Annotated in this window: 31 protein-coding genes and 3 pseudogenes; 7 read left to right on the top strand and 27 right to left on the bottom strand. The window is 38.6% G+C overall.

What is annotated here, in order from left to right:
- Positions 1-24 precede the first annotated feature (24 nt).
- The 14 genes and pseudogenes from O3655_RS08765 to O3655_RS08700 form a co-directional block, all read right to left on the bottom strand.
- Positions 25-636, bottom strand: coding sequence for a CPBP family intramembrane glutamic endopeptidase (locus O3655_RS08765; protein WP_070800399.1), 612 nt, complete (start codon positions 634-636; stop codon positions 25-27).
- 30 nt (positions 637-666) lie between these two features.
- On the bottom strand, positions 667-915 hold the full coding sequence (gene blpZ / locus O3655_RS08760) for an immunity protein BlpZ (RefSeq protein WP_061454541.1): 249 nt from the start codon (positions 913-915) through the stop codon (positions 667-669).
- A gap of 42 nt (positions 916-957) precedes the next feature.
- Positions 958-1,647 carry a lysostaphin resistance A-like protein gene (locus tag O3655_RS08755; protein ID WP_371641300.1) on the bottom strand — a complete coding sequence of 230 codons (690 nt, stop codon included), beginning with the start codon at positions 1,645-1,647 and terminating at the stop codon, positions 958-960.
- 31 nt (positions 1,648-1,678) lie between these two features.
- Complete coding sequence (locus O3655_RS08750; RefSeq protein WP_070800397.1) at positions 1,679-1,912, bottom strand: ComC/BlpC family leader-containing pheromone/bacteriocin; 234 nt, start codon at positions 1,910-1,912, stop codon at positions 1,679-1,681.
- 352 nt (positions 1,913-2,264) lie between these two features.
- A pseudogene (locus O3655_RS08745) lies at positions 2,265-2,549 on the bottom strand (lysostaphin resistance A-like protein); the annotation flags it as partial.
- A 576-nt stretch (positions 2,550-3,125) separates the two neighbouring features.
- A complete protein-coding gene (locus O3655_RS08740; protein ID WP_049537864.1) occupies positions 3,126-3,335 on the bottom strand; it encodes a Blp family class II bacteriocin in 210 nt (69 codons plus the stop codon).
- Between the two features lie 15 nt (positions 3,336-3,350).
- A complete protein-coding gene (locus O3655_RS08735; protein WP_371641299.1) occupies positions 3,351-3,473 on the bottom strand; it encodes a hypothetical protein in 123 nt (40 codons plus the stop codon).
- 48 nt (positions 3,474-3,521) lie between these two features.
- A complete protein-coding gene (locus tag O3655_RS08730; protein WP_158085807.1) occupies positions 3,522-3,599 on the bottom strand; it encodes a bacteriocin class II family protein in 78 nt (25 codons plus the stop codon).
- A gap of 243 nt (positions 3,600-3,842) precedes the next feature.
- A complete protein-coding gene (locus O3655_RS08725; protein WP_001099737.1) occupies positions 3,843-4,046 on the bottom strand; it encodes a Blp family class II bacteriocin in 204 nt (67 codons plus the stop codon).
- 15 nt (positions 4,047-4,061) lie between these two features.
- Positions 4,062-4,316 (bottom strand): two-peptide bacteriocin subunit BlpM, encoded by a 255-nt coding sequence (gene blpM, locus O3655_RS08720; protein ID WP_000379951.1) that lies wholly within the window; start codon positions 4,314-4,316, stop codon positions 4,062-4,064.
- A 250-nt stretch (positions 4,317-4,566) separates the two neighbouring features.
- Positions 4,567-5,603, bottom strand: a pseudogene (locus O3655_RS08715) (thioredoxin domain-containing protein).
- Positions 5,604-6,184: 581 nt separating this feature from the next.
- Positions 6,185-6,589 (bottom strand): annotated as a pseudogene (locus tag O3655_RS08710) (immunity protein).
- Positions 6,590-6,618: 29 nt separating this feature from the next.
- Positions 6,619-6,939 (bottom strand): role in replication, encoded by a 321-nt coding sequence (locus O3655_RS08705; RefSeq protein ID WP_095726456.1) that lies wholly within the window; start codon positions 6,937-6,939, stop codon positions 6,619-6,621.
- Positions 6,940-6,953: 14 nt separating this feature from the next.
- Positions 6,954-7,181: a bacteriocin class II family protein gene (locus O3655_RS08700; RefSeq protein ID WP_070800393.1), complete on the bottom strand. Its 228-nt coding sequence runs from the start codon at positions 7,179-7,181 to the stop codon at positions 6,954-6,956.
- Positions 7,182-7,465: 284 nt separating this feature from the next.
- On the opposite strand from O3655_RS08700, the gene blpA reads away from it, so the two are divergent.
- The 3 genes from blpA to blpC are packed head-to-tail and all read left to right on the top strand — an operon-like array spanning position 7,466 to position 11,203.
- Positions 7,466-9,619, top strand: a complete 2,154-nt coding sequence (gene blpA / locus O3655_RS08695) for a peptide cleavage/export ABC transporter BlpA (RefSeq protein ID WP_095726455.1) — start codon at positions 7,466-7,468, stop codon at positions 9,617-9,619.
- A 10-nt stretch (positions 9,620-9,629) separates the two neighbouring features.
- Complete coding sequence (locus O3655_RS08690; RefSeq protein WP_095726454.1) at positions 9,630-10,991, top strand: bacteriocin secretion accessory protein; 1,362 nt, start codon at positions 9,630-9,632, stop codon at positions 10,989-10,991.
- A gap of 56 nt (positions 10,992-11,047) precedes the next feature.
- Entirely contained in the window at positions 11,048-11,203 is a 156-nt protein-coding gene (blpC, locus tag O3655_RS08685; protein ID WP_000360258.1) for a quorum-sensing system pheromone BlpC, read from the top strand.
- Positions 11,204-11,245: 42 nt separating this feature from the next.
- On the opposite strand, the gene O3655_RS08680 is transcribed toward blpC, so the two are convergent.
- Genes O3655_RS08680 through O3655_RS08670 form a run of 3 tightly spaced genes read right to left on the bottom strand, consistent with a single transcriptional unit; the run spans position 11,246 to position 13,680 of the window.
- The gene (locus O3655_RS08680; RefSeq protein ID WP_095726453.1) at positions 11,246-12,586 is read right to left on the bottom strand and encodes a sensor histidine kinase; all 1,341 of its coding nucleotides are present in this window, start codon (positions 12,584-12,586) and stop codon (positions 11,246-11,248) included.
- Positions 12,587-12,599: 13 nt separating this feature from the next.
- The gene (locus O3655_RS08675) at positions 12,600-13,337 is read right to left on the bottom strand and encodes a LytTR family DNA-binding domain-containing protein (RefSeq protein WP_101800372.1); all 738 of its coding nucleotides are present in this window, start codon (positions 13,335-13,337) and stop codon (positions 12,600-12,602) included.
- 4 nt (positions 13,338-13,341) lie between these two features.
- Positions 13,342-13,680: a LytTR family DNA-binding domain-containing protein gene (locus tag O3655_RS08670; RefSeq protein WP_101800371.1), complete on the bottom strand. Its 339-nt coding sequence runs from the start codon at positions 13,678-13,680 to the stop codon at positions 13,342-13,344.
- Positions 13,681-13,958: 278 nt separating this feature from the next.
- Here O3655_RS08670 and O3655_RS08665 point away from each other — a divergent pair, with 278 nt between their 5' ends.
- Positions 13,959-14,288 (top strand): helicase BlpT, encoded by a 330-nt coding sequence (locus O3655_RS08665; protein ID WP_101800370.1) that lies wholly within the window; start codon positions 13,959-13,961, stop codon positions 14,286-14,288.
- A gap of 57 nt (positions 14,289-14,345) precedes the next feature.
- Here O3655_RS08665 and O3655_RS08660 read toward each other — a convergent pair whose 3' ends face one another.
- Together O3655_RS08660 and O3655_RS08655 are read right to left on the bottom strand one after the other, a co-directional pair.
- Positions 14,346-15,395, bottom strand: a complete 1,050-nt coding sequence (locus O3655_RS08660; RefSeq protein ID WP_101800369.1) for an ABC transporter permease — start codon at positions 15,393-15,395, stop codon at positions 14,346-14,348.
- Positions 15,392-16,123 carry an ABC transporter ATP-binding protein gene (locus tag O3655_RS08655; protein WP_101800368.1) on the bottom strand — a complete coding sequence of 244 codons (732 nt, stop codon included), beginning with the start codon at positions 16,121-16,123 and terminating at the stop codon, positions 15,392-15,394. The genes O3655_RS08660 and O3655_RS08655 overlap by 4 nt, the downstream gene beginning before the upstream one ends.
- A 67-nt stretch (positions 16,124-16,190) precedes the next feature.
- On the opposite strand from O3655_RS08655, the gene O3655_RS08650 reads away from it, so the two are divergent.
- From O3655_RS08650 to O3655_RS08640, 3 genes are all read left to right on the top strand, one after another.
- Positions 16,191-16,601 carry an HIT family protein gene (locus O3655_RS08650; protein WP_125384974.1) on the top strand — a complete coding sequence of 137 codons (411 nt, stop codon included), beginning with the start codon at positions 16,191-16,193 and terminating at the stop codon, positions 16,599-16,601.
- Positions 16,602-16,610: 9 nt separating this feature from the next.
- Complete coding sequence (locus O3655_RS08645) at positions 16,611-16,889, top strand: hypothetical protein (RefSeq protein ID WP_042902039.1); 279 nt, start codon at positions 16,611-16,613, stop codon at positions 16,887-16,889.
- 69 nt (positions 16,890-16,958) lie between these two features.
- Positions 16,959-17,612, top strand: a complete 654-nt coding sequence (locus tag O3655_RS08640) for a hypothetical protein (protein WP_235227744.1) — start codon at positions 16,959-16,961, stop codon at positions 17,610-17,612.
- A gap of 79 nt (positions 17,613-17,691) precedes the next feature.
- Here the strand turns inward: O3655_RS08640 and dnaJ are convergent, their stop codons facing one another.
- From dnaJ to O3655_RS08600, 8 genes are all read right to left on the bottom strand, one after another.
- The gene (gene dnaJ, locus O3655_RS08635; protein ID WP_316717939.1) at positions 17,692-18,828 is read right to left on the bottom strand and encodes a molecular chaperone DnaJ; all 1,137 of its coding nucleotides are present in this window, start codon (positions 18,826-18,828) and stop codon (positions 17,692-17,694) included.
- 376 nt (positions 18,829-19,204) lie between these two features.
- Positions 19,205-21,028, bottom strand: coding sequence for a molecular chaperone DnaK (gene dnaK, locus O3655_RS08630; protein ID WP_000034683.1), 1,824 nt, complete (start codon positions 21,026-21,028; stop codon positions 19,205-19,207).
- 361 nt (positions 21,029-21,389) lie between these two features.
- Complete coding sequence (gene grpE, locus O3655_RS08625; protein ID WP_000046057.1) at positions 21,390-21,905, bottom strand: nucleotide exchange factor GrpE; 516 nt, start codon at positions 21,903-21,905, stop codon at positions 21,390-21,392.
- A 26-nt stretch (positions 21,906-21,931) separates the two neighbouring features.
- Complete coding sequence (gene hrcA, locus O3655_RS08620) at positions 21,932-22,966, bottom strand: heat-inducible transcriptional repressor HrcA (protein WP_000255746.1); 1,035 nt, start codon at positions 22,964-22,966, stop codon at positions 21,932-21,934.
- A 161-nt stretch (positions 22,967-23,127) separates the two neighbouring features.
- Positions 23,128-23,640: a DUF2812 domain-containing protein gene (locus O3655_RS08615; protein WP_044020265.1), complete on the bottom strand. Its 513-nt coding sequence runs from the start codon at positions 23,638-23,640 to the stop codon at positions 23,128-23,130.
- Between the two features lie 34 nt (positions 23,641-23,674).
- A complete protein-coding gene (locus O3655_RS08610; RefSeq protein ID WP_044021696.1) occupies positions 23,675-24,250 on the bottom strand; it encodes a DUF2812 domain-containing protein in 576 nt (191 codons plus the stop codon).
- Positions 24,250-24,570: a PadR family transcriptional regulator gene (locus O3655_RS08605; RefSeq protein WP_044020263.1), complete on the bottom strand. Its 321-nt coding sequence runs from the start codon at positions 24,568-24,570 to the stop codon at positions 24,250-24,252. Before O3655_RS08605 ends, O3655_RS08610 begins: the two co-directional genes overlap by 1 nt.
- A 157-nt stretch (positions 24,571-24,727) precedes the next feature.
- The coding region (locus O3655_RS08600; protein ID WP_371641296.1) for an SHIRT domain-containing protein at positions 24,728-25,255 on the bottom strand (528 nt) is incomplete at its 5' end.

Here is a 25,255-nt window from a genome sequence, read left to right as displayed (position 1 = left end):
TTTCTGCTTACCTTTTCATGATTTTTAGAAATAAGTTAAAAGTGGCAAACTGTTGTAAGACATGTGGACTAGAGTAGAAACCCACAAATTTTGGCTCTTTTTGTAAGCAAAGCCCAGCAACAAGCTCCCAAGTAGATAATAGAAAAACGAAGGCACATCATAAGGTTCATGCATGAAAGAAAAGAGAGAGGAAGTCAGTACAAGCCCTAACCAAGAATTTTCAAATATAGCCCCCTGAAGAAGTCCTCTGAACATGAGTTCCTCCTGGATTGGTCCCAAAACTATAACACTTACAATAAAGGAAAGCGGAAGCCCTTTACTCGTTTCCTCAAGGTGTTGAGCCGAGGCACCAGATGCAACTGAGAAAAAAGCATAATAGCCTATATTTACCAGCACCGTGAGAAGAAAGATTCCAATGAACAGCAAGAGTTGTTTCTTACTTAAAATCCCAAAAGAAATCATATCAAACCATCTCGCATAGCCAAAACTAAGGAAAAGCAAGAGACTCTTTATAATAATGAATGTGTACTGGTGTTGAAAATAATCCCCTTGATTAATGGAATAACCCGCTGCACCAACGATTGCAAATACTAAAAATCCAAAAAACAAGGCATGACACTTATTGAAAATGGCCATAAAGCTATCCTCCTCAACAAACAAACTTTCCTACAAGTCATCCTTTAGCTCTAGTCTTTCCAAAACAAACCATTTTAGTAACCAAAATCCGATAACATAACCAGCTCCTAAGAATATAGCCATAAAAGCTAACATGGGATTCAGGGAAGAAAAGACCGCCGCAGATACAAAGGTTAACACAAAAACATTAAAGGCAATGGTATCAGAAGCCAAGACTAGAATATAAGGTGTCAACCAGTCTAAAGTTTTTGAATCTAGAAAAAATAAGTGTTTATACATGATGAACTCCTCTATGGCTGAAAAGTAAACCTTTTGGTTTTTTCACCCCAAGACCCTATGTAGAAAAGTGAGCAAAAATGGTAATGTCGCTACGATATTATTGATCACATGCACTGCATAGGAAGGATAAATGCTCTTGGTATAGCGGGTCAAACCAGCAAAGATGATTCCAACTGTTGCAAAGACGAAGATATCTAACAGACTAGGCAGACTTGAAAAATGAGGAAGAGCAAACAAAATGGAAGGAAGAAGCAAATCAAGACCAAATCTCGAATCTTTAAAAAAGGCGTGTTGCAGTAATCCTCTATAGATTAACTCTTCCATCAGTGGAACCAGAAAGAACAGGGCTATATAGATACTTAGCTCTGCAAAGTTAGTCCCACTAAAACCAATCAGTACAGCCCAACCTTCCGCAGTTGACTGGACATGTTTAGCCGTCTGAACGTTAAAAGAGATCTGGAGCACTACCACTAATACTGTCAAAATCGAATACCAAAGCCATTTTTCTCTTGGAATGCGAAAGAGATAACCATGGCCTGTCTTAACCAGAATCCAAATCATGACTCCGATAAATAGCAAACTCAAGATATTTTGAATCCAGAAGAAATTACCAATCTGGGAAGAAAATTGCCAATAATTTTGAACGATGAGCGTTAGCTGAGAAAGGCCAAATACGAAAAATAGGTAGGATAAAATTGCACTTGTTTTGAATAGAAGCTGATACTTTTTCATAGAAATTCTTCCTCATTTCTTATATTTTAGCCTATATTCCACATAAATGAAAACCTGCTCCTATATAACCAAGGTCACGATAACCACGAGGGCAGGACCCACTTACTGGAAAAGGACCTGAATTTTTTAATATAGAAGGGTAAGAACCAAATGGACTTCCCTGATAAGCATACCCTCTATAAATATCAGATACATCTCCACCCTCTATATGATCAAGTATCTCAGTATCCATAATTTCAAATTGTTCCATCATTCTTGTATCCATGCCAAATACTCCTTTTTATTTTTAATTTTTGTCTTGTTGCAACTTTGACAAGTTTAGTATATCATCGTTTATTAATTTTTTTCATCCAAATCTTGAATTGTCATCGAAACATCTTGAATTACTCAAAGAGCACAATCTTCCCAATCAACTAATAAGAAGAGACTGGGACAAAAAGATTTTGATTTTAGGAATTCTATATTATAAATTTTTAAAATCGATAGATTAGACAAAAAAGCGAACAAGACAGAATTCTGAGTGTTAGATAACTGATTTTGTTCGCTTTTTATATTTAAGATTAGACTTTTGTCCCAGTCTCTTCTTAGAATCGATAATTATTTTTACTCCACTATTTTTAGCTAAATATCCTGTGTAAAAAAGTCAGCAAAAATGGTGATGTCGCGACAATATTATTGATAACATGCACCGCATAAGATGGATAAATGCTCTTGGTATAGCGGGTCAAACCGGCAAGGATGATTCCAAATGCTGCAAAGACGGAAATATCTAACAAACTAGGTAGGCTTGAAAAATGAGGAAGTGCAAATAAAATGGAAGGAAGGAGCAAATCAAGGCCAAATCGCGAATGTTTAAAAAAGGCGTGTTGAAGTAATCCTCTATAGATTAACTCTTCCATCAGTATACCTATTTGTGCTTTAGAGTGTGAAGCCACTTTATCCTCTAAACGTGTCTTACTATAACATTCCTGTTCTTTAAGCCACGATTTCGCTATGCCTTCTTCTCCCCGCTACCTCACGATAGTCATGCTTGAGAATCGCTATTGAATTCATCGGTAGCGGGTGCACACGGAGGACTTACACATCAAATACACGACATGCCCGTCGTACTCAAAAAAGAAAGGACGAAATTCGTCCTTTCTCGATCTTAGCTTTTCTTCAACTCACTACAGTTGACAATGAGCCAAAGGATAGTTAATAACCTATTGAAGTGTCAAATGTTGCTAACTCCATTTATCTTCAAATTTAAATAGACACATTATCGGAGTTATCAGTAAGAAAAAATCTAACCAATTCAGATAATTCATAATATAGGATATAATACCAGCCATAACGAAAAGGTACAAAGCCGTACGATATCCTCTCTTTGGGTTTTTATCAGCCTTGGTGTTAAAAATAATGTACACACAACAAATTGCAATGAGTATAAGCTGAATCATAGTTTCATTTAACATATTAATACCCATTCCTTTTTTAAACTATTTTGGGGGTCTCAATCCAAAAGCTATAATGCCACCTACTATAGCGCCCCCTGTTGCGCAAATCAAGTAAGCTTGAGGGCCTCCAGCGATACAAGATTGTCCTGCCTGAAATGCACCCGACAAGGCTCCTACAACTACATCTCCTCCCAATCCACCTCCAGAAATATTACTTAATTCTTGATTGTCTACTATTTTGTAATCAAACATAATTTCTACTCCCTTCTATGGCCAAATATTATCAGTAATTGCAGTAAAAGCACCACCAAGTTTAGCTCCAGCCCAAGCACAGCCAGCAGTCATAGCCCATGCGGAACCACTAGTAAGGAGCCCTCCTACCGTACACATAGCAACTCCGATACCTGCTCCATAGACAGTTCCTTTTCCTACTGTTCCTCAATCAGTTCCTCCCTCAATGCTAGCCAGCATATCAGTATCCATAATCTTAAATTGTTCCATCATTTTTGTATTCATATCGTATATAACTTTTCAGTTACGGAACAAGTTTAATATAAAAATTATCAAAAAAACATAGGCAATGAAGAGAAAAAATAATTTATCATAGATTAGAAATAATATGACAAAACAATTCAATGATGTTAATTCAATAGTCTTTTGTTTTTTATCAGAGGTACTTATAGATAGATAAATAAGATATGTTTGGAAAGCGAAGAGAATTATATAGAATACAGCCTTCATAAAATATATCTTCCATTTTTATGATGTAGCACTATAGGCTAAATATCCACAAATCAATGCTCCTCCAATTCCTCCTATTGCAGCGCCCCATGGTCCTAGAAACTTCCCATATTTCACTCCACCCGCTGCACAACCTAAAGCAGCAACTACAGCCGCTCCTCCGGAATTACCTCCATAAATCTCACTTAACATTGTTTCATCTACATTATAATAAGTATTCATACAAATCTCCTTTTATCAAAATCCACCCGTTGCACCTGTTACTCCTGCCCACAGAGCCACACCAAATTTAGCTCCTATGTATCCACATGCTCCCATAAATGGCGCTCCAACACCACTCGCAGCACAAATGGCTGTTCCTAAGCCCCAGCCACCAAAAGCTGCACCACCACCTTCTAAGACATTAGTTTGCCAATTATTCTTGCCTCCTTCAATACTGGATAACATAGTTATATCCATTTCATGAAATTGTCCTATCATTTTTGTATCCATAACGAATACCTCCATTTTAATCTTAATTTTAATTTTTGTCCTGTTGCAACTTTGACAAGTTTAGTATATCACTGTTTATTATATTTTTTCATCCAAATCTTGAATTGTTATCGAAACGTCTTGAATTGTTAAAAAATTTAAAAAGCAAGCATTAAAAACATACTTGCCCTTTCACTTTTGTCTATAGGCAAATTCTAGCCATATGTTATTACAAACAAATAATATCATTGTACCTGTTTACCCTCTATTTTTATTTATGAATCTTTTGTTTCACTTTAATCATTATAGAAGCCATAAAAAATGCGACAGCTAGCCGAATCAGTTGGTAACTTTCTTCCTCCCCTGTTTTCGGTAATAATTTTTCATTCGAAGTAATAGATTGGCTTACATAATCAGGCCCCTTAACATCGGTTAAAGGAATTTTATTTTCTTGAATACCATCAAAAATAGGTTTGAGAGTGTTCAATTGATTCTTATTATCTAACATTGCTAAATCGCCAGATTGAGTAGTTTTAGCTTTAGAAGTTGAGTTTATACTCTCCACTTTCCCACTATTTTCACTATTAGAATTGGGATTATCATTGGATATTTTCATTTCGGTTCTTTTTTCATCACTCATACCTTTGCTTTCACTTACAACTTTATCACTAGTACTCATGCTGTCATTTCTGGTTTTCTCATCATGCACATTTTCAGTTACTGTTTCCTCAGAAGATGCTACTGTTTCCGTTTGCTTAGGTTAGTTTCTCGAGTACATATAATCATAAACCTGTCGTGCAGTCGCTCCCCCACCAACCCATCCAGATATCGGACGTCCATTTCTTAAATACAAAATTGTTGGTGTTCCTGGAATACCGACTTTTTTAAATAGAAACTCTCTCGCTTCCCCGTCAAAATCTTTACCATCCAAATCATAATACTCTAACTTCTTTTCAATCAAGTTATTAAATTCTTTCAATTCAGGAGAAAATTGACGACAATGAGAACAAGTTTTTCTACCAAAATATATAGTATGTTCCAATTGATCCTCTGTAAAAGATTGACGAACGGCTTCAATATCTATCTTTTAAAGTCCGCAACATTCTGTTCATACTCCTCGGGAGTTACAACGGAAGGTTTATGCTCCACATTTTCCTTAGCCGATTGCAAATCTGGTGCCACAACAGAACTATCATTAGCCTGAATAGAGGAAGAAGTAGTCTGTTCTTCTGCATATACAACACCCGTAGTAATAGATGCAAATACAAGTGGTACAAGTAATAGCGATTTTATCTTTTGTTTCTTCATAAGAATACTCCTTTACATTTGTTATCTTTATCTTACCTTATTTAAGATTACAAATTCATCCAAATCTTGAATTGTCATCGAAACGTCTTGAATTGCAAAAACTTCATTATAAAAGGGTAAGCATTTCAAAAACACTTACCCTTTTATACTTCATTAACCTCTACTTTTTATAATACTTCAACCCCCAAACGAAAGGAAGATGTTCCGTTTTTTAGCAAGAAAAGTTTTCATTTCTTTGCTCCTTTCTTTTTAGTTAAAGCAAAATAGATCATAACTGCAATCACATAAGCTATGGTATAAAATAGCTGATACCAAATACTTTCCCTAAGCGGATAAAGAAAGAGGGACATGATTAGATACAAGATGAAAATGATAAGTATTTTTTTCTTCATAAGATTTCCTCCTAAATGTGTGATTTATCTTAGTTGAGCAAGAACCTTTACACTGCTAGTATAGCACTCATTTTGACCTTGGATTACTCAAATCATGAATGGTCATCGAAACATCTTGAATTGCAAAAACTTCATTATAAAAGGGGTAAGTATTTCAAAAAAACTGACCCCTTTATACTTCATTAAGCTCTACTTTTTATAATACTTCAACCCCCAAACGAGCAGAAGCGTGATAATAAAGCATAGAATAGCTCCAATATAGGCGATTAGTTGTTGATAGGATTCTACTGCTGTGATACCTCTATACAAACAGATAATAGTCATAAAACATGTCAATCCTACGAACATTAGTTGATTGGCTCTAGGACTTATCAAACCATCATCTTCAAATTTTTTCACTCTCATTTACCTAGTGAGATAAACAACAGCCAAAATAGAAGTCAAGTTGATAACCACTAAAATAAATTGGTAGACTAAGGAAAAATTTAAAAATTGACGAGAGAGAAATAGATAAGTAGAGATTAGCAAAGGCAACTGACCTAGAAACAATCTCGTTAGAAATACGTTGCGTTTTTTAGCAAATATTTTTTCCATACCTAAACTCCATTACAATTAAATGATATCTAATCATTTTCTAAAATTTGATAACTTTTGTGAAATGTTTTAGCAGAAACAACTCTATGATTGGTGATATCTAGATAATCACCTGGGTAACCAAGAACATATATACCATAACCAGCGAATCCTCCTCCAACTGTTCCAACCAGACCAAACTTGATATTAGTTGTGAGAGAAGTATTAAGAGCCGCCATAAGAATGCGCACATGATTATCCAACCAAACCATATAATTTTTTTGAAAAGCTTCCTCTACCCAACTTGGTTTAGGAGTTGCTTGACCAATTTCCCAAACATCAACAATTTGATTCCCATATTTTGCCTTCATAGCTTCAATCCTTTTTAAATACCATTACATGAGTTTGGAGTTCCCCCTATACCATAAGGACTACATGGTTTCGAAGGATGTCTAATAGGCCACTTACCATTTAATTGATCCAAAGTTGGAGACGGTGCTAGTCCACCCAATAAACCAGAAAGCATATCTCCCCAACCTCCGAAACCTCCTTCAACTTTCGCAAGCATATCAGTATCCATAATCTCAAATTGTTCCATCATTTTTGTATTCATGACAAATACTCCTTTTTTTATTTTTAATTTTTTGTCCTGTTGCAGCTTTGACAAGTTTAGTATATCATTGTTTGTTAAAGTTTTTCATCCAAATCTTGAATTGTCATCGAAACGTCTTGAATTAGCTTTTTATTTCAAAATACACCTATAGATTTTTAAAGAAAGATAGTTTCTAATCACTTTTTTACCATTCAGGAAGTTTCAATGACAATTCAAGATTTTATAAAATATGAACTTAGTATCATGGTATAATAAATTCATATTTTATATGAAAGGATTTGCCAATGACTTCTTATAAACATACATTTGTTCCTCAAATAGATGCTAGAGACTGTGGTGTCGCTGCCTTAGCCTCGATTGCTAAATTCTATGGTTCAGATTTTTCTCTAGCTCACTTGAGAGAACTTGCAAAGACCAACAAAGAAGGGACGACTGCTCTTGGCATTGTAAAAGCCGCAAATGAAATGGGATTTGAAACAAGGCCTGTTCAAGCAGATAAAACGCTCTTTGACATGAGTGATGTCCCCTATCCATTTATCGTTCACGTTAACAAAGAAGGGAAACTCCAACATTACTATGTTGTCTATCAAACAAAGAAAGACTATCTGATTATTGGTGATCCTGACCCTTCTGTAAAAATCACAAAAATGTCAAAAGAACGCTTTTTCTCTGAATGGACTGGAGTAGCTATTTTTCTAGCTCCCAAACCCAGCTATCAACCCCATAAAGATAAAAAGAATGGTCTACTGAGCTTCCTCCCTCTGATTTTCAAACAAAAATCTCTCATTGCTTACATTGTTCTCTCAAGCTTATTAGTCACTATTATCAATATCGGTGGTTCTTATTATCTCCAAGGAATCTTAGATGAATACATCCCAAATCAGATGAAATCAACTTTAGGAATTATCTCAATTGGTCTAATTATCACCTATATCCTCCAACAAGCCATGAGCTTCTCCAGAGATTATCTCCTAACTGTTCTGAGTCAGAGATTAAGTATTGATGTGATTTTATCCTATATTCGCCATATTTTTGAACTTCCTATGTCTTTCTTTGCGACACGTCGTACAGGAGAAATCATTTCACGGTTCACAGATGCTAACTCTATTATAGATGCCTTGGCTTCTACCATTCTTTCTCTTTTTCTGGATGTTTCTATTCTGATTCTTGTAGGGGGCGTCTTACTGGCACAAAACCCTAATCTCTTCCTTCTTTCTCTTATTTCCATTCCTATATACATGTTCATCATCTTTTCTTTTATGAAGCCTTTCGAAAAAATGAACCATGATGTCATGCAAAGTAATTCTATGGTTAGCTCTGCTATTATCGAAGATATCAACGGGATTGAAACTATAAAGTCGCTCACGAGTGAAGAAAATCGCTATCAAAATATAGACAGCGAATTTGTAGATTATTTGGAAAAATCCTTTAAACTTACTAAATATTCTATTTTACAAACTAATTTAAAGCAAGGAACAAAGTTAGTTCTTAATATCTTTATCCTATGGTTTGGTGCTCAATTAGTCATGTCGAGTAAAATTTCTATCGGTCAGCTGATTACCTTTAATACACTTCTTTCTTACTTTACAACTCCTATGGAAAATATTATCAACCTCCAAACCAAACTCCAATCTGCGAAGGTTGCTAATAACCGCTTGAACGAGGTCTATTTAGTCGAATCTGAATTTCAAGTTCAAGAAAACTCTGTTCATTCACATTTTTTGATGGGCGATATTGAATTTGATGACCTTTCTTATAAGTATGGTTTTGGGCGAGATACCTTAACGGATATTAATCTAACGATTAAACAAGGAGATAAGGTCAGCCTGGTTGGAGTTAGTGGTTCTGGTAAAACAACTTTAGCCAAAATGATTGTCAATTTCTTTGAACCTTACAAAGGACATATTTCCATCAATCATCAGGATATTAAAAATATTGATAAAAAAGTCTTGCGCCGTCATATTAATTACCTGCCCCAACAAGCCTATATCTTTAATGGCTCTATCTTGGAAAACTTAACCTTGGGTGGTAATAATATGATTAGCCAAGAAGATATTCTAAAAGCTTGCGAATTAGCTGAAATCCGTCAAGATATTGAAAGAATGCCTATGGGCTATCAAACTCAACTTTCTGATGGAGCAGGTCTGTCAGGAGGACAGAAGCAACGAATCGCCCTCGCTCGTGCTCTTTTAACTAAATCTCCTGTTTTAATACTAGATGAAGCTACTAGTGCTCTCGATGTTTTGACTGAGAAAAAGGTTATAGATAATCTTATGTCCCTAACTGATAAAACCATTCTCTTTGTAGCCCATCGTCTAAGTATAGCCGAACGGACTAACCGTGTCATTGTTCTTGACCAAGGGAAAATCATTGAAGTTGGTAGTCATCAAGAGTTAATACAGGCGCAAGGCTTCTACCATCATCTATTCAACAAATAAGGAGAATGTTATGAATCCTAATCTTTTTAGAAGCGTCGAGTTTTATCAGAGACGTTACCATAATTATGCGACAGTATTGATCATACCACTTTCATTACTGTTTACTTTCATCGTGATTTTCTCCCTTGTTGCTACAAAAGAGATTACTGTTACATCGCAAGGAGAAGTCACTCCTACAAGTGTCATTGCATCCATTCAGTCAACCAGTGATAATACTATCTTAGCTAATCATTTAGTGGCAAATCAAGTAGTTGAAAAAGGTGACTTACTCATCAAATACTCTGAAACAATGGAAGAAAGTCAGAAAACTGCCTTAGAAACTCAGTTACAAAGACTTGAGAAGCAAAAAGAAGGACTTGGAATTTTGAAACAAAGCTTAGAAAAAAATACCGATCTTTTTTCTGGTGAGGATGAGTTTGGCTACTATAATACCTTTATGAATTTTACTAAACAAGCTCATGATATTGAGCTGGGTATCTCAAAGACTAACACTGAAGTTTCAAATCAAGCCAATCTTGCTAATAGCAGTTCATCAGCTATCGAACAAGAAATTACAAAAATTCAACAACAAATTGGAGAATATGAAGAGCTGAGAGATGCTATCATAAACAAAAGAGCACGCTTACCGACTGGCAATCCACACCAGTCAATTTTGAATCGTTATCTTGTAGCCTCACAAGGACAAACACAGGGAACTGCAGAGGAGCCATTTTTATCTCAAATCAATCAAAGTATTGCAAATCTTGAATCATCTATCGCAAGCCTCAAAATTCAGCAAGCTGGTATCGGAAGTGTAGCAACTTATGATAATAGTTTAGAAACCAAAATTGAAGTACTCCGCACTCAATTTTTACAGACTGCTTCTCAGCAACAACTAACCGTGGAAAATCAATTAACAGAATTAAAAGTACAACTAGATCAAGCGACACAGCGCTTAGAAAATAATACCTTAACCGCTCCAAGTAAAGGTATCATTCATCTGAACAGCGAATTTGAAGGTAAAAATAGAATTCCGACTGGTACAGAAATTGCTCAAATATTCCCTGTCATCACAGATACAAGAGAAGTACTAATCACTTACTACGTATCATCTGACTATCTCCCCTTACTAGATAAAGGACAAACTGTAAGATTAAAACTTGAGAAGATTGGAAATCACGGTATTACCATCATTGGCCAACTTCAGAGCATTGATCAAACTCCTACCAGAACAGAACAAGGAAATCTCTTTAAACTAACCGCTCTTGCAAAACTATCTAATGAGGACAGTAAACTCATCCAATACGGCTTACAAGGTCGCGTCACTAGTGTAACTGCAAAGAAAACATATTTTGATTATTTCAAAGATAAAATTTTAACACATTCTGATTAATTTTCAGATAACACTCTATAACTATTTATTATCTTATAAAACAGGAGAATCGTAACATGGATAAGAATCAAAACCTAACTTCATTTCAAGAACTAACAACTACTGAACTCAACCAGATTACAGGTGGAGGATGGTGGGAAAATTTCTTATATAGCGTTAATAGATATTCTCATAACATCACACAAGGACTTCATCAGCCAATACAACTATAAAAAAATAAGATCGAGATACAAGAACTCTCGGTCTTATTTTCATCATTCTGTATGCATCATAGTAAGTATCTGACGAAAGACTTGATTTTGACAGATAGTATTGAGACTAGCATTGGGATAACTTTCCACTATCTTCATAACGGTATAAAGACCAACTCCTCTCTCCTCCCCTTTAGAACTAACTCCAAAAGAGAAGATTTCAGAAACATCTATGCCCTCTTCTTTGATGGAGTTTTCAATGATAAAGTTTTCCTTCGCTCCACTTTTTAAAAAGGCGATTGAGACATAAGGTTGACTAGCCTCTGCACTAGCTTCAATAGCATTGTCACAAAGGATAGACACAATGGTTAGAAAATCAAGTAGGCTCATCCCCTCAACTTGAATCTCCTCAGGAACCTCGACATTAAAGACAATATCCTTTTCTCTGGCTTTTATAAATTTTCCTGCGAGGAGACTTTTGAGGGCACGGTCCCGAATATTCACCAATCGGCCCAGGTCATATTTGTTGTCCTGCAATTTTTCACTAGAATCCTTCAAGACGGAGTCGTAGATCTCTTTTATCTGCTCCATATCCTCCTCTTCAATGCCTAGGCTTAAGCTGGTCAAGAGGTTGGCATAATCATGACGAAAGCTCCGAACTTCCTTATAAAGCTCCTCTATATGCCGACTATAGCGTTCCATATCTCTATAGCGCAGGGCCTGCTCTTGGTTCAGTTTCTCCTGAAGTTTTTCCTTCAAATAGGTATCCAGCTTCTTGATAACCCCCATAAAAAAGAGCATGTAAAACACTAGGATCAGATGGCGAACAGTCTTTGATTGAATGCTTTGTTCATATTCAAAGAAAGACAGAGTTTCCATAACTAGATAGTAGGTTCCCATTATCCAGTTAATTTTAGTCAGGGACTTTTGAAAACCTTTATCTAGAATCTCCCTTCTCAAACTAGTAAAATCATAGTCCAACCATTTCAAAAAGACTAGAGAAATGAAGAAATTGAAAATTATTATACATAACCCAGTAAGTGAGTAGCCATCATATACTTGCCCTTGTCCCAAAAATGGAAGCACAAAATAGGAGACTCCTCTATAAAAGAGATTCACCAATATCATTGGAAAGAGACCATAAAAGAAAAGAAGTTTTTTAGGAAGCCCTCTTAACAATAAGAAAGATAACCCTATGCCAAACAAAGGTTCTATAAAATATGACAAATATTCACTCACAGCTAAAAATTTAAAAGTCGCAAAAATGGCCCCTAGGAGAAATTTCAGAAGAAAGGCCTTAAAAATCCTCTCGAAAGTGAGACCAATTCCATCTACCTTAAAGAAAATGACAATTTCTAGCCCATTAGTAATAAGTGTATACAATAATATCCAAGTAATATTCATAAATTCTCCTAGCTCAATGCAAATTATTGATAGCCTCAGACACTTCCCTAACCTTATAACGCGCGATTAGACAACTTCCACCATTGGCAAAGAAAAGCAGTTTTTCTTTCTTATCCAAATGCACTACATTGGCTGGATTGATGAGAAAAGAACGATGACACTGCAAGAGACGAGGCTCCTGCTTGAGAACCTCCTCTAGACTCGCCGTAAATTCCAGCCTATCCGTCTTGGTATAGAGAATAACACGATGGGGTCTTGGGGACGTTTCGAGATAGTAAACCTCTTTAAAAGGATACTGGAATTGAGCAAATTTTGATTTAAAGTAAAAGCAATCTTCCGCCAGGCTTTTGCTGTCTTGACTATCGGCATAGAGAAGAGCTGTCTCGATACGAGACTCAAACTCCTCTGCCGACAAGGCCTTATCAATGTAGTCCAAAGCTGATACCTGGTAGCGAAAGGACAGGGGCATAAACTCCGAGTGAGTCGTCACAAAGACAATCAGGGCATAAGGATCTCGATCCCGAATCTTTCTTGCCACTTCTAGGCCTTTCATCTCCTCATTTCGAATCTCAATGTCCAAAAAGAAAAGCTGATGTGCTCCCTTCTCATGCACCTCTGCTAGCAGTTGGTCTGGCTTGCCAAAAACTTCAAAAGAACTCGGAGTGATATGATGTTCCTTCAAGAGTTTCTCAATCACCGTTTCAATCCTAGCTTGTTGGGAAAAATCATCTTCTAAAACAAATATTCTCATCTTCTTACTCTCCTTCTTTCAACCATTTTTGGCGAATGTCTCTATAGCGACGTCTGGCACACTGAACAGCATATCGACCTTCTTCTCCAAGAAAAAGAGTCTTTGATTGGATATCCATGGATTTTAGCCGTTCAAGGTTAACCAGACAATTTCGATGACATCTCGTCAAGGTTTCCCCATATTGTTTCTCAAGATTGCTTAAATTTTGAAATAGATCAAAGCTAGCGTTTTCTGTAACAATCTGTACGGTATGGGCTTTGTTTGGATGCGTTTGGATATAGTAGATATCCTCTATGTTTAATTTGAAAATTTCTTTCTCTTTTTGGATGATAATGTAGTTCATGGATAAAACCTCCTAAAAAGAGGATAGCATAAATCTAGAAACTATTTTTCACCAAATCCTAAACGGTTCTCAAAAATTCCTAAAGTGTCGAAGTATCTAAAAAATAACTATGATAATCTTACAATTATTTTATCATAAAATCCTGCAATAACCATTCAGGAAATTTCAATGATAATTAAAGATTTGAAAGTAGAAAAAGAGTTAAAAGTGATAGACTATGATTATAGAAAGACAATCACTTGAAACAACTTTAAAACCAGCACAAAGGAGGCATTCTCATGACAGATACAGACCCAATCAAAATAGCTCAGACTTTGATTACTGACTTAAACAAAGCCTACCAAGTCTGCAAACAGGCAACAGCTGACGATATCCGCTTTCAGGAGCAGCTGGACAATATCCTTGACTTTCTAGCGAAGGCTGAAACAGTGGATAATCGATTCTTGATTGAGCTGGAAAAATTTTACCAGACTTCCAGTCTTCTCCTGGGTCTCAGCGCTCTCAATCCAGATGCTCCCACTCGCGCCGCTTGGCGGGCCTATGACCGTTTCCACTTTGACCAAGTCAAAACCAAACTAAGTCTCTACGGACCAACTATTATCTTGTAGAAAATAAAAGAAGCTGAGACAGAACTCAACTTCTTTTTTAGTGTCCTATAAGTAAGATTAATCCTGCATCTGACGTTTTACCTGATAAGGCAAATACAAGACTTGTAAAACCAGTCCAGCTCCAAGCAGGGCTAGAAGGGCTAGTTTTTCTTGGAGGGTAATCAAACCAACTATCAGTTGAACTAATAAAACAAAACATGTCAATCCTCGGATAACTTCCTGTAGTCCTTTCTCTTTTTCACCCTTTTCTAAAGGAAAAAGCTGGGTCAAGTACTGGTAGTCAAAAGCACGATAGAGAGCCAACAACTGGAAGAGCATAAGGTAATTAAACAGGACAACTACTGCTGTCGCAATCCAAGACTGTTCGATAAAAATCACAGCTAACAAGGATAGGAGTAAGAGGCGGAGACTGAGGGCAAAGAGGTCTCCATTTCGCAGATAAGAGCGAAGATAGAGGTTTTGCCAGATCTTCCCTGGCACCTTTTGAACAGTCTTTAGGATGAAATCCAGATAAGCGCGACGCTTGACACTGTTTGAAACGCCCTTGACCTGAGTAAAGAGAGCAAAGAAACGAAGCAAGACTTGCTTGCGCTTGCTTTCTTGGGCAATGACATAGTCCCAGTCCAGTCCAGTTTCAGTGAAAAATTTACTAGCTTTGTGCCGAAAGAGGAGGTATTTCCCAGCTCCTAATAAAAGCACATAGACAAGAAAGACTGGCAAGCCATAGCCCATGGCTAAAAACAAGGGTGCAAACAAGAGTAAAAAGAGGGTTTGAACAATTGTCCAGAAAACCAATGAACGCGACGTCTGCCCTTTGAGGTACAACTTGACCTCCTCTTCACTGACTAAGAGAAAGAGTTTATCCGGTCCTTCCATGTAGGTCGCGATTCCTCCCCAAGCTAAAAGCAAGGCAGAGACAATCCCCAAAAACAAGAGGATAGGCCAATGATTTTCAGGAAAATCTTGCAGGAGTTGACTGTACTGGTAAGCTAGAAAACCGATGAGAACTAGCAGGAACAAGACAAAATGGTCATTTAGAACATAACGCAGATAACCAAGACACTCCTTACGAAAAGCCTGCTTTCTCTTTAAAAACAAGTCTTTCATAGCTCCTCCTCTTTGGTCAGAGCCAAGTAAATATCATTCAAACTCGCTTCAGGCATGGCAAAAGCATCCCGCAGTTGCTGGAGGTTCCCCTGAGCCCGCACCTCCCCCTTGTGGAGAATGACAAAGGCATCACACATCTTTTCCGCTGAGTCTAGCACGTGGGTACTCATGAGAATGGACTTGCCTTTTTGCTTTTCCACTTCCAAAAGCTGGATCAAGTCAGAAATGGCCAAAGGATCGAGCCCAAGGAAAGGCTCATCAACGATGAAAAGACTCGGATCTACGACAAAGGCACAGATAATCATGACCTTCTGCTTCATCCCTTTGGAAAAATGCACTGGGAACCAGTCTAATTTTTGATCCAAACGAAACATTTTTAACAAAGATTCTACTCGCTCAAAAGCCACTTTTTGCTCAATACCATAGGCCATGGCAACCGTCTCGATATGCTCTCTGAGGGTCAATTCCTCATACAGACTAGGCGTTTCTGGGATATAGCCAATCTGCTTGCGATAGTTGGTCGCATCTTCTCGCAGGGTGAGACCGTTAATCTTGATTTCCCCACTGTAAGGTGTCAACAGACCAATAATCTCATTGATTGTCGTTGATTTCCCAGCACCGTTGAGCCCAATCAAACCGACCAACTGCCCACTTTCAACGGTAAAGGACACATCTTTCAAGACAGGGACGTGAACATAGCCTCCTGTCAGGTTTTTAATTTCTAACATATTTTCTCCGAATCTGGTATAATGTAGCTATATTATATCAAAATTCAATACAGTAGAGGTGGATTTTATGTCAGATTGCATTTTTTGTAAGATCATCGCAGGGGAGATTCCTGCTTCCAAAGTATACGAAGATGAGCAGGTTCTTGCCTTTCTTGATATCTCTCAAGTAACGCCTGGGCACACCCTCATTGTACCCAAAGAGCACTATCGCAATCTTTTGGAGATGGACGCTACCAGCGCCAGCCAACTCTTTGCCCAAGTACCAACAGTGGCTCAAAAAGTCATGAAGGCTACCAAGGCTGTTGGCATGAATATCATTGCCAACTGCGAGGAAATCGCTGGTCAAACGGTCTTTCATACCCATGTACACCTCGTACCTCGCTACGGTGCAGAAGATGACCTCAAGATTGACTTTATCGCCCACGAACCTGACTTTGACAAACTTGCCCAAGTCGCTGAAACCATTAAAAACGCTTAAGGAGATGCCATGAAACTATCAAATCTACTGCTATTCGCAGGAGCTGCTGCTGGAAGTTATTTTGTCGTAAAAAATCGCCAAGCCATTCAGGATGAAGTGCTAGATACAACTGACCGCATTGAATCTATCAAGGATGATTTGGATATCATCCAAAACAGCCTACAAATCATTGACCAACAAAAAGCCCTTATCAAGGAATACCAAAAAGATTTGACCTACAAGTTCAAAGTCTTGGAAAAAGATTTCCAGACTAGAATGGCGGTCCTCCAAGAAGAAAAACAAGAATAAGAAAGCCTCCAACTTTCCTTAAATCCATTTTGGATTACTAGATTTGAACAGAAAAGGGAGGGAATGAAAATGAAACAGTTTGTAAAAGTTCTAGCGAAGGTCATCGCGATCCCTTGCGGCTGCCTCTGCCTGCTTGCAGCTCTAGCATTTCTACTACTAATCAATCTTTTCAAAGCGTCACCAAGTGACATCCGAAAAGGGAATGACGACTTAAAACAAATCTTTACCTCCCTTGACATGCCTCCTGAGAAAGTAGAATCAAATGGAAGGTATCAATTTGAAGGTGGTGGCTTAAATTTTTATGTTACTTTCTCAGATGAGGCTATCAATAGCCACCCCGTCCTAAAAGAAAGTCCAAAACTCACCAAAAACCGACTCGAAGTCTATGTCCTCCAGACAGGAGAGATTTCCTACTATAAAGTAGGGGATAACTTGTTCAATCATGGTTTATTTCAGTTTTTAGAGAAGGAGGGCGAGAAGTATTTCCAAGAAAAAGGAAAGAAATTTAACCCTAATTACTCACTTCTCTTTTGGAATGATCAAGAAAGTCTCAAAAAGGGAATCGCATTCTATGAAAAAGCTTTGACCTTAGTGGATATTCAGGATAATTCGGCGATTAAGCGTATTGACACCGTCACCGTTAAGCCTGGAAAGGAAGAGGAATTCAAGCAACTCATTCAGGAGATGGATACTGCTGGCTTGCTCACTCAAAAGTATAAATAGTAGACTAATTGGAGAATGATTGCTCGATGCTAAATTTCCCAAGATTATACAAAAAAAGAGCCAATCGGCTCTTTTTACTTTATTCTCCTTCAAAGGCATCTTTAATATGGTCAAAGAAGCCTTTTTTCTTTGGATTGACTTTCAAGTCGCCTGCAGCTGCGAATTCTTTAAGCGCTGCTTTTTGGCGGTCGTTCAAACCTGTCGGAGTCACGACATTGACAGTAACGTATTGGTCACCAACAGCACCGCCACGAAGGCTCGGTGCTCCCTTGCCACGTAGACGGAATTTCTTGCCAGTCTGAGTTCCTTCTGGGATAACCAATTCAACATCTCCATGAACAGTTGGAATTTCTACAGTATCTCCAAGAGTAGCTTGGACAATATTAAGATTTAACTTGTAGAAAATAGTTGTTCCTTCACGTTCAAACTTGTCGCTAGCTTCTACTGAAACCACTACATACAAGTCTCCGTAAGGCCCACCGTTAAAGCCTGCTTCACCTTGACCAGCGAGGCGGATTTGTTGGCCTGTTTCCACACCAGCAGGGATTTTTACATGTACGCTATGAGCTTGTTTTTCATGACCTGTTCCATGACAAGTTATACATGGATCTTTAATTTCTTTTCCGCGACCATGACAGACATCACAGGTTACTTGACGGCGCATCATACCAAGAGGAGTCTGCGTATCGACATTAATGACACCAGCACCATGACAGCGTCCACAAGTGACTGGACTTGTCCCTGGCTTAGCACCAGATCCGTTACAGGTACGACAGCTGGCTTCACGATTGTATTTAACCTCTTTTTCTGTTCCAAAAATAGCTTCTTCAAAGGTCAAGTTCACACGGTACTGGAGGTCATCCCCTTGACGAGGAGCGTTTGGATTGCGTGAAGCTCCGCCTCCGCCGAAAAAACTTGAGAAGATATCTTCAAAACCACCGAAGCCACCTGCTCCGTCAAAACCGCCAAAACCACCGGCACCACCAAATCCACCGTTGGCATCTGCAGCACCATATTGGTCGTAGGCCGCACGTTTTTGGTCGTCACTCAAAGTCTCATAGGCTTCTTGAACTTCCTTGTATTTTTCCTCAGCGCCAGGCTCCTTGTTGATATCTGGGTGATATTTTTTGGAAAGCTTACGATAAGCCTTTTTGATCTCGTCTGCCGAAGCGTTTTTTGACACCCCTAGACGATCATAAAATTCAGTATTGTTCATACAAGATACTAAGAGCGAACAGAAAGCGACTGAAATTTAGGAAACCGACAAGAAATCCTGATTTCTTAGGAGGTTTATCTAATTTCCAAGCTTTCCGCTCGAGTTCAATTACGAACACCCTTATTCCTTTCTGTTAATATTGCGGAACGAAACCTCAATCTAGGTCGGGTTCAATTCCTTTCTTTTATATCAATGAGAAAAACTCAAATAAATTAGGTTCAACCCCTTTTTATCGAAAAACAGAGGCTGGGTTGCAACCTCTGGATTTCTTCTTATCATTATTACATTTAGACAAAGTACCTTAGTAATTCGTCATTCTTAACGCCCTCGCTCTTCTGATTTTAAAGCTCGGGATAAAATAGTCCACTGGACTATTTTATTTCTCCGTAAATTCTCCGTCTACGACGTCATCGCCTGCGTTTCCTGTTGCTTGTGCGCCTTCTGCTCCTGCTTGAGCTTGTTGGGCTGCAGCAGCTTGTTCGTAGAGTTTAACAGCAAGTCCTTGAGCTTTTTCATTCAATGCTTCAAGTTTTGCTTTCATTTCGTCCAAGTTGTTATCTTCTTGAGCTTTCTTAAGGTCATCAAGGGCAGCTTGGGCAGCATCACGTTCTGCATCGAAGCCTTTTCCTTCAGTTTCCTTGATTGTCTTTTCAGTCGCAAAGATTGCTTGGTCTACTTCGTTACGAAGGTCTACTTCTTCTTTACGTTTCTTATCTGCTTCAGCGTTAGCTTCTGCATCTTTCATCATGCGGTCGATTTCTTCGTCTGTCAAACCTGAGTTAGATTGGATCACAATAGTTTGTTCTTTTTGAGTTCCAAGATCTTTAGCCTTAACAGATACGATACCGTTCTTGTCAATGTCAAATGTTACTTCGATTTGAGGAATTCCACGAGGTGCAGCTGGGATATCTGTCAATTGGAAACGTCCAAGAGTCTTGTTATCTGCTGCCATTGGGCGTTCACCTTGAAGAACGTGGATATCAACGGCTGGTTGGTTGTCTGCTGCAGTTGAGAAGACTTGTGATTTAGATGTTGGAATAGTAGTGTTGCGATCGATGAGTTTTGTAAATACTCCACCCATTGTTTCGATACCGAGTGACAATGGTGTTACGTCAAGAAGGACAACGTCTTTCACATCACCAGTGATCACACCACCTTGGATCGCAGCACCCATGGCAACAACTTCATCAGGGTTTACTGATTTGTTTGGTTCTTTACCAGTCTCAGCTTTCACAGCTTCTACAACGGCTGGGATACGAGTTGAACCACCAACAAGGATAACTTCGTCGATTTCTGACAAGCTCAAACCTGCATCTGAAAGGGCTTGACGAACTGGAACTTTTGTACGTTCTACAAGGTCACGAGTTAAATCGTCAAATTTCGCACGAGTCAAAGTCATTTCCAAGTGAAGAGGTCCAGCTTCACCAGCAGTGATGAATGGCAAGCTGATTTGAGTTGAAGTTACACCAGAAAGGTCTTTCTTAGCTTTTTCAGCTGCATCTTTCAAACGTTGCATTGCCATCTTGTCAGTAGACAAGTCAATACCATTTTCTTTCTTGAATTCTGCTACCAAGTGATCGATAATTTTTTGGTCAAAATCGTCACCACCGAGTTTGTTGTCCCCTGCAGTTGACAATACATCGAAGACACCGTCACCCAATTCAAGGATAGATACGTCAAATGTACCACCACCAAGGTCGAATACCAAGATTTTTTCTTCTTTGTCAGTCTTGTCCAAACCGTAAGCAAGAGCTGCTGCAGTTGGTTCGTTGACGATACGTTCTACTTCAAGACCAGCGATTTTACCAGCGTCTTTAGTTGCTTGACGTTGAGCATCGTTGAAGTAAGCTGGAACTGTAATAACCGCTTTGGTTACTTTTTCACCAAGGTATTCTTCAGCGTAACCTTTCAAGTATTGAAGGATCATAGCTGAGATTTCTTGTGGAGTATACTCTTTTCCGTTAGCAGAAACTTTTTCAGAAGTTCCCATCTTAGATTTGATAGAGATAACTGTATCTGGGTTTGTAACTGCTTGACGTTTTGCAGCATCACCAACGATGATTTCGCCGTTTTTGAATGAAACTACAGATGGAGTTGTGCGGTTTCCTTCTGGGTTTGCGATGATTTTGCTTTCAGTTCCTTCAAGAACTGCAACTGCTGAGTTTGTTGTACCTAAGTCAATACCGATAATTTTAGACATGTGTTTTTCTCCTTAAATTTTATATTCTTTCTTTTTGATACTCTTCTTAGGTGGCGGCGCCGTCAGAGCTTGACTCGTCAATCTCTTTGACTAAACTTTGAGCCTAAGGTCTCAAAGTTTGCGCAAATAACGCCACGGCGAAGAGTATCGTCTTTTGTTCGCTTCGCTCACTATTGCAAAGCTGAACTACTTTTTTATCTTTCTTCATAGTTTATTGTCGTTTCGGACAAGTTTCCTATTATGTTACGACACGAGGAGTCGAAATCGATATTATTTCGACGACGAGTTAGTAAGGAGGCTAGGCAGACGCCATAGCGATTGCCGTTTTCTGACGAGTTGCTTTAGCTACCGTCAGAATTGCCTAGTTATATACTACTACCATGGCTGGGCGTAGGATGCGGTCATGGAGTTTGTAGCCTTTTTGGAAGACTTGGGCGATGGTATCTGCTGGGTGTTCATCGTCTGCTGGGAGAGTTTGGATGGCCATATGGTAGTTATGGTCAAATTCACCGTCAGCTGCGATTTCTTCGATTCCTTCTTCTTTCAAAGCGTGAATTAAGCTCTCTTGCACCATCTCCAATCCTTTTTTGACATCGTCTGTCAAACCTTCAACGGCTAGTGCACGTTCTAAGTTGTCGAGCGATGGTAAGATTGCTTTTGCCAGGTCTTGGCTACGATAACGTTGCAAGTTTTGACGCTCTTCGTTGGCACGGCGTTGGATATTTTGCATTTCTGCATGAGCGCGAAGGTATTTGTTTTCGAACTCATCCGCACGTTCATTTGCCAAGTCCAACTCAGACTTCTCAGGAGTTGTTTCTTCAGTTGTTTCCACAACTTCCTCTTCTTTCATTTCTTCGTTTTTTTTATCTTGGGCCATTTTCGCCTCCTTTATTGATTTCAAAATTAATTTACTTCGTAATGATTGCTGCTGAGGTAGCGATAAAAATCTGTCAACTTCATCGTCAAAACACGATTGACCACATTGACTTGGTTGACCAATTGCTGGTAATCCAGGTTGACTGGACCGATAATCGCTAGAATTCCAAAACCTCGATAAGGAATGAGGAATTTACTGCTAATCACTGCTAGGTTAGCTAGACAGGATTCCTGACTGTCCGCAACACGAACATTTTGCATCTGATCTTCATGCAGACCCTCACGAATCTCCAAAGCCACCTTTTGCGGTTGGTCAAAGAACTGATAGGCCGCTAGATTGGCAAAATTCAAGAGATTGACCTTGCCCGATACCACAATGTTTTCGTTGAACATTTCTTTAAAAATGTGTTCAAAGAGATCCATGACATTGTCCGTTGTTGTGAAGTAACGCTGGATAATCTGCGGAATCTCCGTCCGAATCTTGTAGTGAATATCTAGAACCGTGTGACCGAGGAAACGTTCTTGAATCAAGGTCTTGAGGCGATTTAAATCTTCCTGCAAGAAGTTCCTTGGAATCAGAAATTGACTGGTAACCGTTCGGGACTCGTCTAGGGTAAATACTGCCAAGGCTGTATGTTGCCCCAAAACAACGATATCAAAGGCTGTCAACCGTTGCCTGCTCGGCTCAACATCCAGTGCTACTACCGTACAGCCGCTCAGGTCTGTCAGTAGATTAGCAGCCTCTTGCAGGATATCCTCCAATTTGAAGAATTCCTGATCAAAGGCTTTGACAATCTCGTATACCTCATTTTCAGCCAGTCTGTCAAAAGCAAGCGAGTGTTTCACATAGTACTGAAATCCCGCGACACTTGGCATCCGACCGCTTGAGGTATGAGCCTTCTCAAGCAAACCCTGCTTCTCTAGAGCTGCCATGTCATTACGAATGGTAGCACTACTAGAATTGATAGACTCTTGTAGCGCCTTGGATCCGACAGGTTCGTGCGTTTTGGTAAAGATGTCAATGATCAGATTTAAAATATCCTGCTGACGCTCTGTAACCATCTCATCACTCCTCTCTGTCCGATTGATTAGCACTCTATGCACTCAAGTGCTAACTCATGATTCTATTATACACCCTTAGAAGAGAATGTCAAGACAAAAACTTAAAAAAATTAGCACTCTTTTATCAAGAGTGCTAAAAATCAGTCTACAGACCTAGAATCTTACTTCTCATCTACTTGGTATTTCCTTTTAAGTCTGAAAAAACCGTAGATTAGATAAGAAATCAAGCAAGCGTATAAAACGAAAATAATAAAGAAAGACTGAGACAAGTTTTCTCGATACAAACTCATGCAAACAACAAGACCACCTGAAAAAGTGGCTATACAGGAACGAAGTCTAGACCGCATAACTTCCCATCTGAGACCCTTACTCATATAGACTTTCTCCTCTGAAAGTATATCAGAAGTTGGTTTACGAAGAATTGAACAAAAACCTGTTTCTATCAATTCCCAACCGCTATTTCTAAAATCTTGTAGTTCATGCTTATACTTTTTAAGAAATCTAGAATCATAGATACGGTAGATGACATCGTCAGGTTGGCATTGGCAAAAATAGAAAAAACCAAAACGACTCGTTCTATATCTCCAACCTTTCAAGTGCATCTCATGTAAATATTCTTCTTCCTTGTCCAAATCAACAATGCTAAAAATCCGAAATTGTACTTTGCTATTCATTGTCTTACCTCCAAATCAGAAAACATACATGGTTTTATTTTTCAGATAATTCTTTCCACTTTTGAAACAAGCTCCAAAAAATATAAGAAATCTGAACCGCAAAAACTATCAATAAAACACAATCTATTATGACAATCAAAAACATTCCCCAACTGAAAGAACTAGCTCCACTGACAAACTTAGAGAAAACCGGTAGTAGAGCTAAAAATAGAATCAAAATAGGAAGCATCCGCATTATTAAAATCCGTTTGATCATAGCTAACTTCCCTGTAGCGTCATTATAGATTTCAAACTCAGTATCCGATTCAATTTCAGAATGTGGTTTTCTAAAATAGGAAAAACTATTAAAGTCTGTAATATGCTCCCAGCCACAGTCTTTAAATAGTTGTAAATAGGAGGCTCTCTCTGATTTTTTCATGGGATAAAAGTCCAACTGATAAGACACCTGCTCCGGTTGGCACTTTTCAAAAGTATACTTAACCGCAACTACTAAGTTAGAGTAGCTTACTTCCTTAAGTTTCCAGCCCTTAGCATGCATTTCCCCAAGGTATAAGGCCTCTCTATCATAATCCGCAATTGTAGATATCCGATATACAACCTTCTTTTCCATCATACTTCCTCCTGACTGTTTCTATAGAGCCGTTCAATACGTTTCAATTCAATCTCCAAAACCTTTCGTCCCAAATCTGTTATCTGATAGATTTTCCGTTTTTCCTCCTCTCGGACAAAGGAGATCAAGCCATCCTTTTCCATTTTTGACAAGGTTCCATACATAGTTCCAGGACTAATCAAAACTTGTGAATCTGTCATCTCCTTGACCTTTTGTGTAATACTATAACCATGACGTTCCTTTTGTAGACAGAACAAGATATAAAATCCTGTTTCCGTCATCGGAAGATAAACCCGACGAATCTTATCCGTCAATTCCATTTAACCCCACCTCCTATTTAGTTCGATATATCGCACCTCGTTATATAAACTATATCACATCTCGATATAAAATGCAAGAAAAAGAGAGAACGATTTCTCGTTCTCTCTTCTTAGACTCAGGAATTAAGAAGTCATTTTGTTATTTCCTAAGAGTTGCTTAGTCTTTCTTGCGAAGGACAAAAACTGCTAGGCTTGCAAAGGCAAGGCCAATGATTGAAAGAAGACCAGATACTGCTGAGCCTGTGTTTGGTAACAAGTTCTGATTTTGACTACTTCTTTCTTCTGGTTGACTAGTATTTCCAGAATCTTTAATTGGGGCCGGAGTGAATTCCCAGGTGCCTACGAAGTGTGCGTCTACTCCATTGATGGTTTCGGATGTCTTATCATAGGACTTGAAGCTCCAGGTACCTTCTGCTGTCTTAACTTCTGTTTGACTTGGTTGCGTCGGAGTCGCTTGGCTACCATCTTTCAAGTCTGTTTGATCTGCTGGAAGCAAGGATTTCACTTCTTGTGGAAGCTCTTTACCTGGAGTTCCGCTGACAAACTCATGAACCGCTTTATGAGTCACTGTTGGAACTGGAGTTGCTGTAAATTCCCATGTACCTACAAACTTAACATCTGCTCCATTGATGGTTTCAGATGTCTTGTCATAAGACTTGAAGCTCCAGGTACCTTCTGCTGTCTT

This window comes from Streptococcus sp. 27098_8_70 (assembly GCF_041432215.1).
Lineage (GTDB): Bacteria > Bacillota > Bacilli > Lactobacillales > Streptococcaceae > Streptococcus > Streptococcus oralis_CP.
This window is presented reverse-complemented; position numbering and strand designations above follow the sequence as displayed.

Coding starts and splice junctions, on each gene's coding strand:
- O3655_RS08765 (WP_070800399.1), bottom strand. CDS start 636: ATGGCCATTTTCAATAAGTGTCATGCCTTGTTTTTTGGATTTTTAGTA.
- blpZ (WP_061454541.1), bottom strand. CDS start 915: ATGTATAAACACTTATTTTTTCTAGATTCAAAAACTTTAGACTGGTTG.
- O3655_RS08755 (WP_371641300.1), bottom strand. CDS start 1,647: ATGAAAAAGTATCAGCTTCTATTCAAAACAAGTGCAATTTTATCCTAC.
- O3655_RS08750 (WP_070800397.1), bottom strand. CDS start 1,912: ATGGATACAAGAATGATGGAACAATTTGAAATTATGGATACTGAGATA.
- O3655_RS08740 (WP_049537864.1), bottom strand. CDS start 3,335: ATGTTTGATTACAAAATAGTAGACAATCAAGAATTAAGTAATATTTCT.
- O3655_RS08735 (WP_371641299.1), bottom strand. CDS start 3,473: ATGTGTACGGTAGGAGGGCTCCTTACTAGTGGTTCCGCATGGGCTATG.
- O3655_RS08730 (WP_158085807.1), bottom strand. CDS start 3,599: ATGAATACAAAAATGATGGAACAATTTAAGATTATGGATACTGATATG.
- O3655_RS08725 (WP_001099737.1), bottom strand. CDS start 4,046: ATGAATACTTATTATAATGTAGATGAAACAATGTTAAGTGAGATTTAT.
- blpM (WP_000379951.1), bottom strand. CDS start 4,316: ATGGATACAAAAATGATAGGACAATTTCATGAAATGGATATAACTATG.
- O3655_RS08705 (WP_095726456.1), bottom strand. CDS start 6,939: ATGAAGGCAAAATATGGGAATCAAATTGTTGATGTTTGGGAAATTGGT.
- O3655_RS08700 (WP_070800393.1), bottom strand. CDS start 7,181: ATGAATACAAAAATGATGGAACAATTTGAGATTATGGATACTGATATG.
- blpA (WP_095726455.1), top strand. CDS start 7,466: ATGACTTCTTATAAACATACATTTGTTCCTCAAATAGATGCTAGAGAC.
- O3655_RS08690 (WP_095726454.1), top strand. CDS start 9,630: ATGAATCCTAATCTTTTTAGAAGCGTCGAGTTTTATCAGAGACGTTAC.
- blpC (WP_000360258.1), top strand. CDS start 11,048: ATGGATAAGAATCAAAACCTAACTTCATTTCAAGAACTAACAACTACT.
- O3655_RS08680 (WP_095726453.1), bottom strand. CDS start 12,586: ATGAATATTACTTGGATATTATTGTATACACTTATTACTAATGGGCTA.
- O3655_RS08675 (WP_101800372.1), bottom strand. CDS start 13,337: ATGAGAATATTTGTTTTAGAAGATGATTTTTCCCAACAAGCTAGGATT.
- O3655_RS08670 (WP_101800371.1), bottom strand. CDS start 13,680: ATGAACTACATTATCATCCAAAAAGAGAAAGAAATTTTCAAATTAAAC.
- O3655_RS08665 (WP_101800370.1), top strand. CDS start 13,959: ATGACAGATACAGACCCAATCAAAATAGCTCAGACTTTGATTACTGAC.
- O3655_RS08660 (WP_101800369.1), bottom strand. CDS start 15,395: ATGAAAGACTTGTTTTTAAAGAGAAAGCAGGCTTTTCGTAAGGAGTGT.
- O3655_RS08655 (WP_101800368.1), bottom strand. CDS start 16,123: ATGTTAGAAATTAAAAACCTGACAGGAGGCTATGTTCACGTCCCTGTC.
- O3655_RS08650 (WP_125384974.1), top strand. CDS start 16,191: ATGTCAGATTGCATTTTTTGTAAGATCATCGCAGGGGAGATTCCTGCT.
- O3655_RS08645 (WP_042902039.1), top strand. CDS start 16,611: ATGAAACTATCAAATCTACTGCTATTCGCAGGAGCTGCTGCTGGAAGT.
- O3655_RS08640 (WP_235227744.1), top strand. CDS start 16,959: ATGAAACAGTTTGTAAAAGTTCTAGCGAAGGTCATCGCGATCCCTTGC.
- dnaJ (WP_316717939.1), bottom strand. CDS start 18,828: ATGAACAATACTGAATTTTATGATCGTCTAGGGGTGTCAAAAAACGCT.
- dnaK (WP_000034683.1), bottom strand. CDS start 21,028: ATGTCTAAAATTATCGGTATTGACTTAGGTACAACAAACTCAGCAGTT.
- grpE (WP_000046057.1), bottom strand. CDS start 21,905: ATGGCCCAAGATAAAAAAAACGAAGAAATGAAAGAAGAGGAAGTTGTG.
- hrcA (WP_000255746.1), bottom strand. CDS start 22,966: ATGGTTACAGAGCGTCAGCAGGATATTTTAAATCTGATCATTGACATC.
- O3655_RS08615 (WP_044020265.1), bottom strand. CDS start 23,640: ATGAATAGCAAAGTACAATTTCGGATTTTTAGCATTGTTGATTTGGAC.
- O3655_RS08610 (WP_044021696.1), bottom strand. CDS start 24,250: ATGGAAAAGAAGGTTGTATATCGGATATCTACAATTGCGGATTATGAT.
- O3655_RS08605 (WP_044020263.1), bottom strand. CDS start 24,570: ATGGAATTGACGGATAAGATTCGTCGGGTTTATCTTCCGATGACGGAA.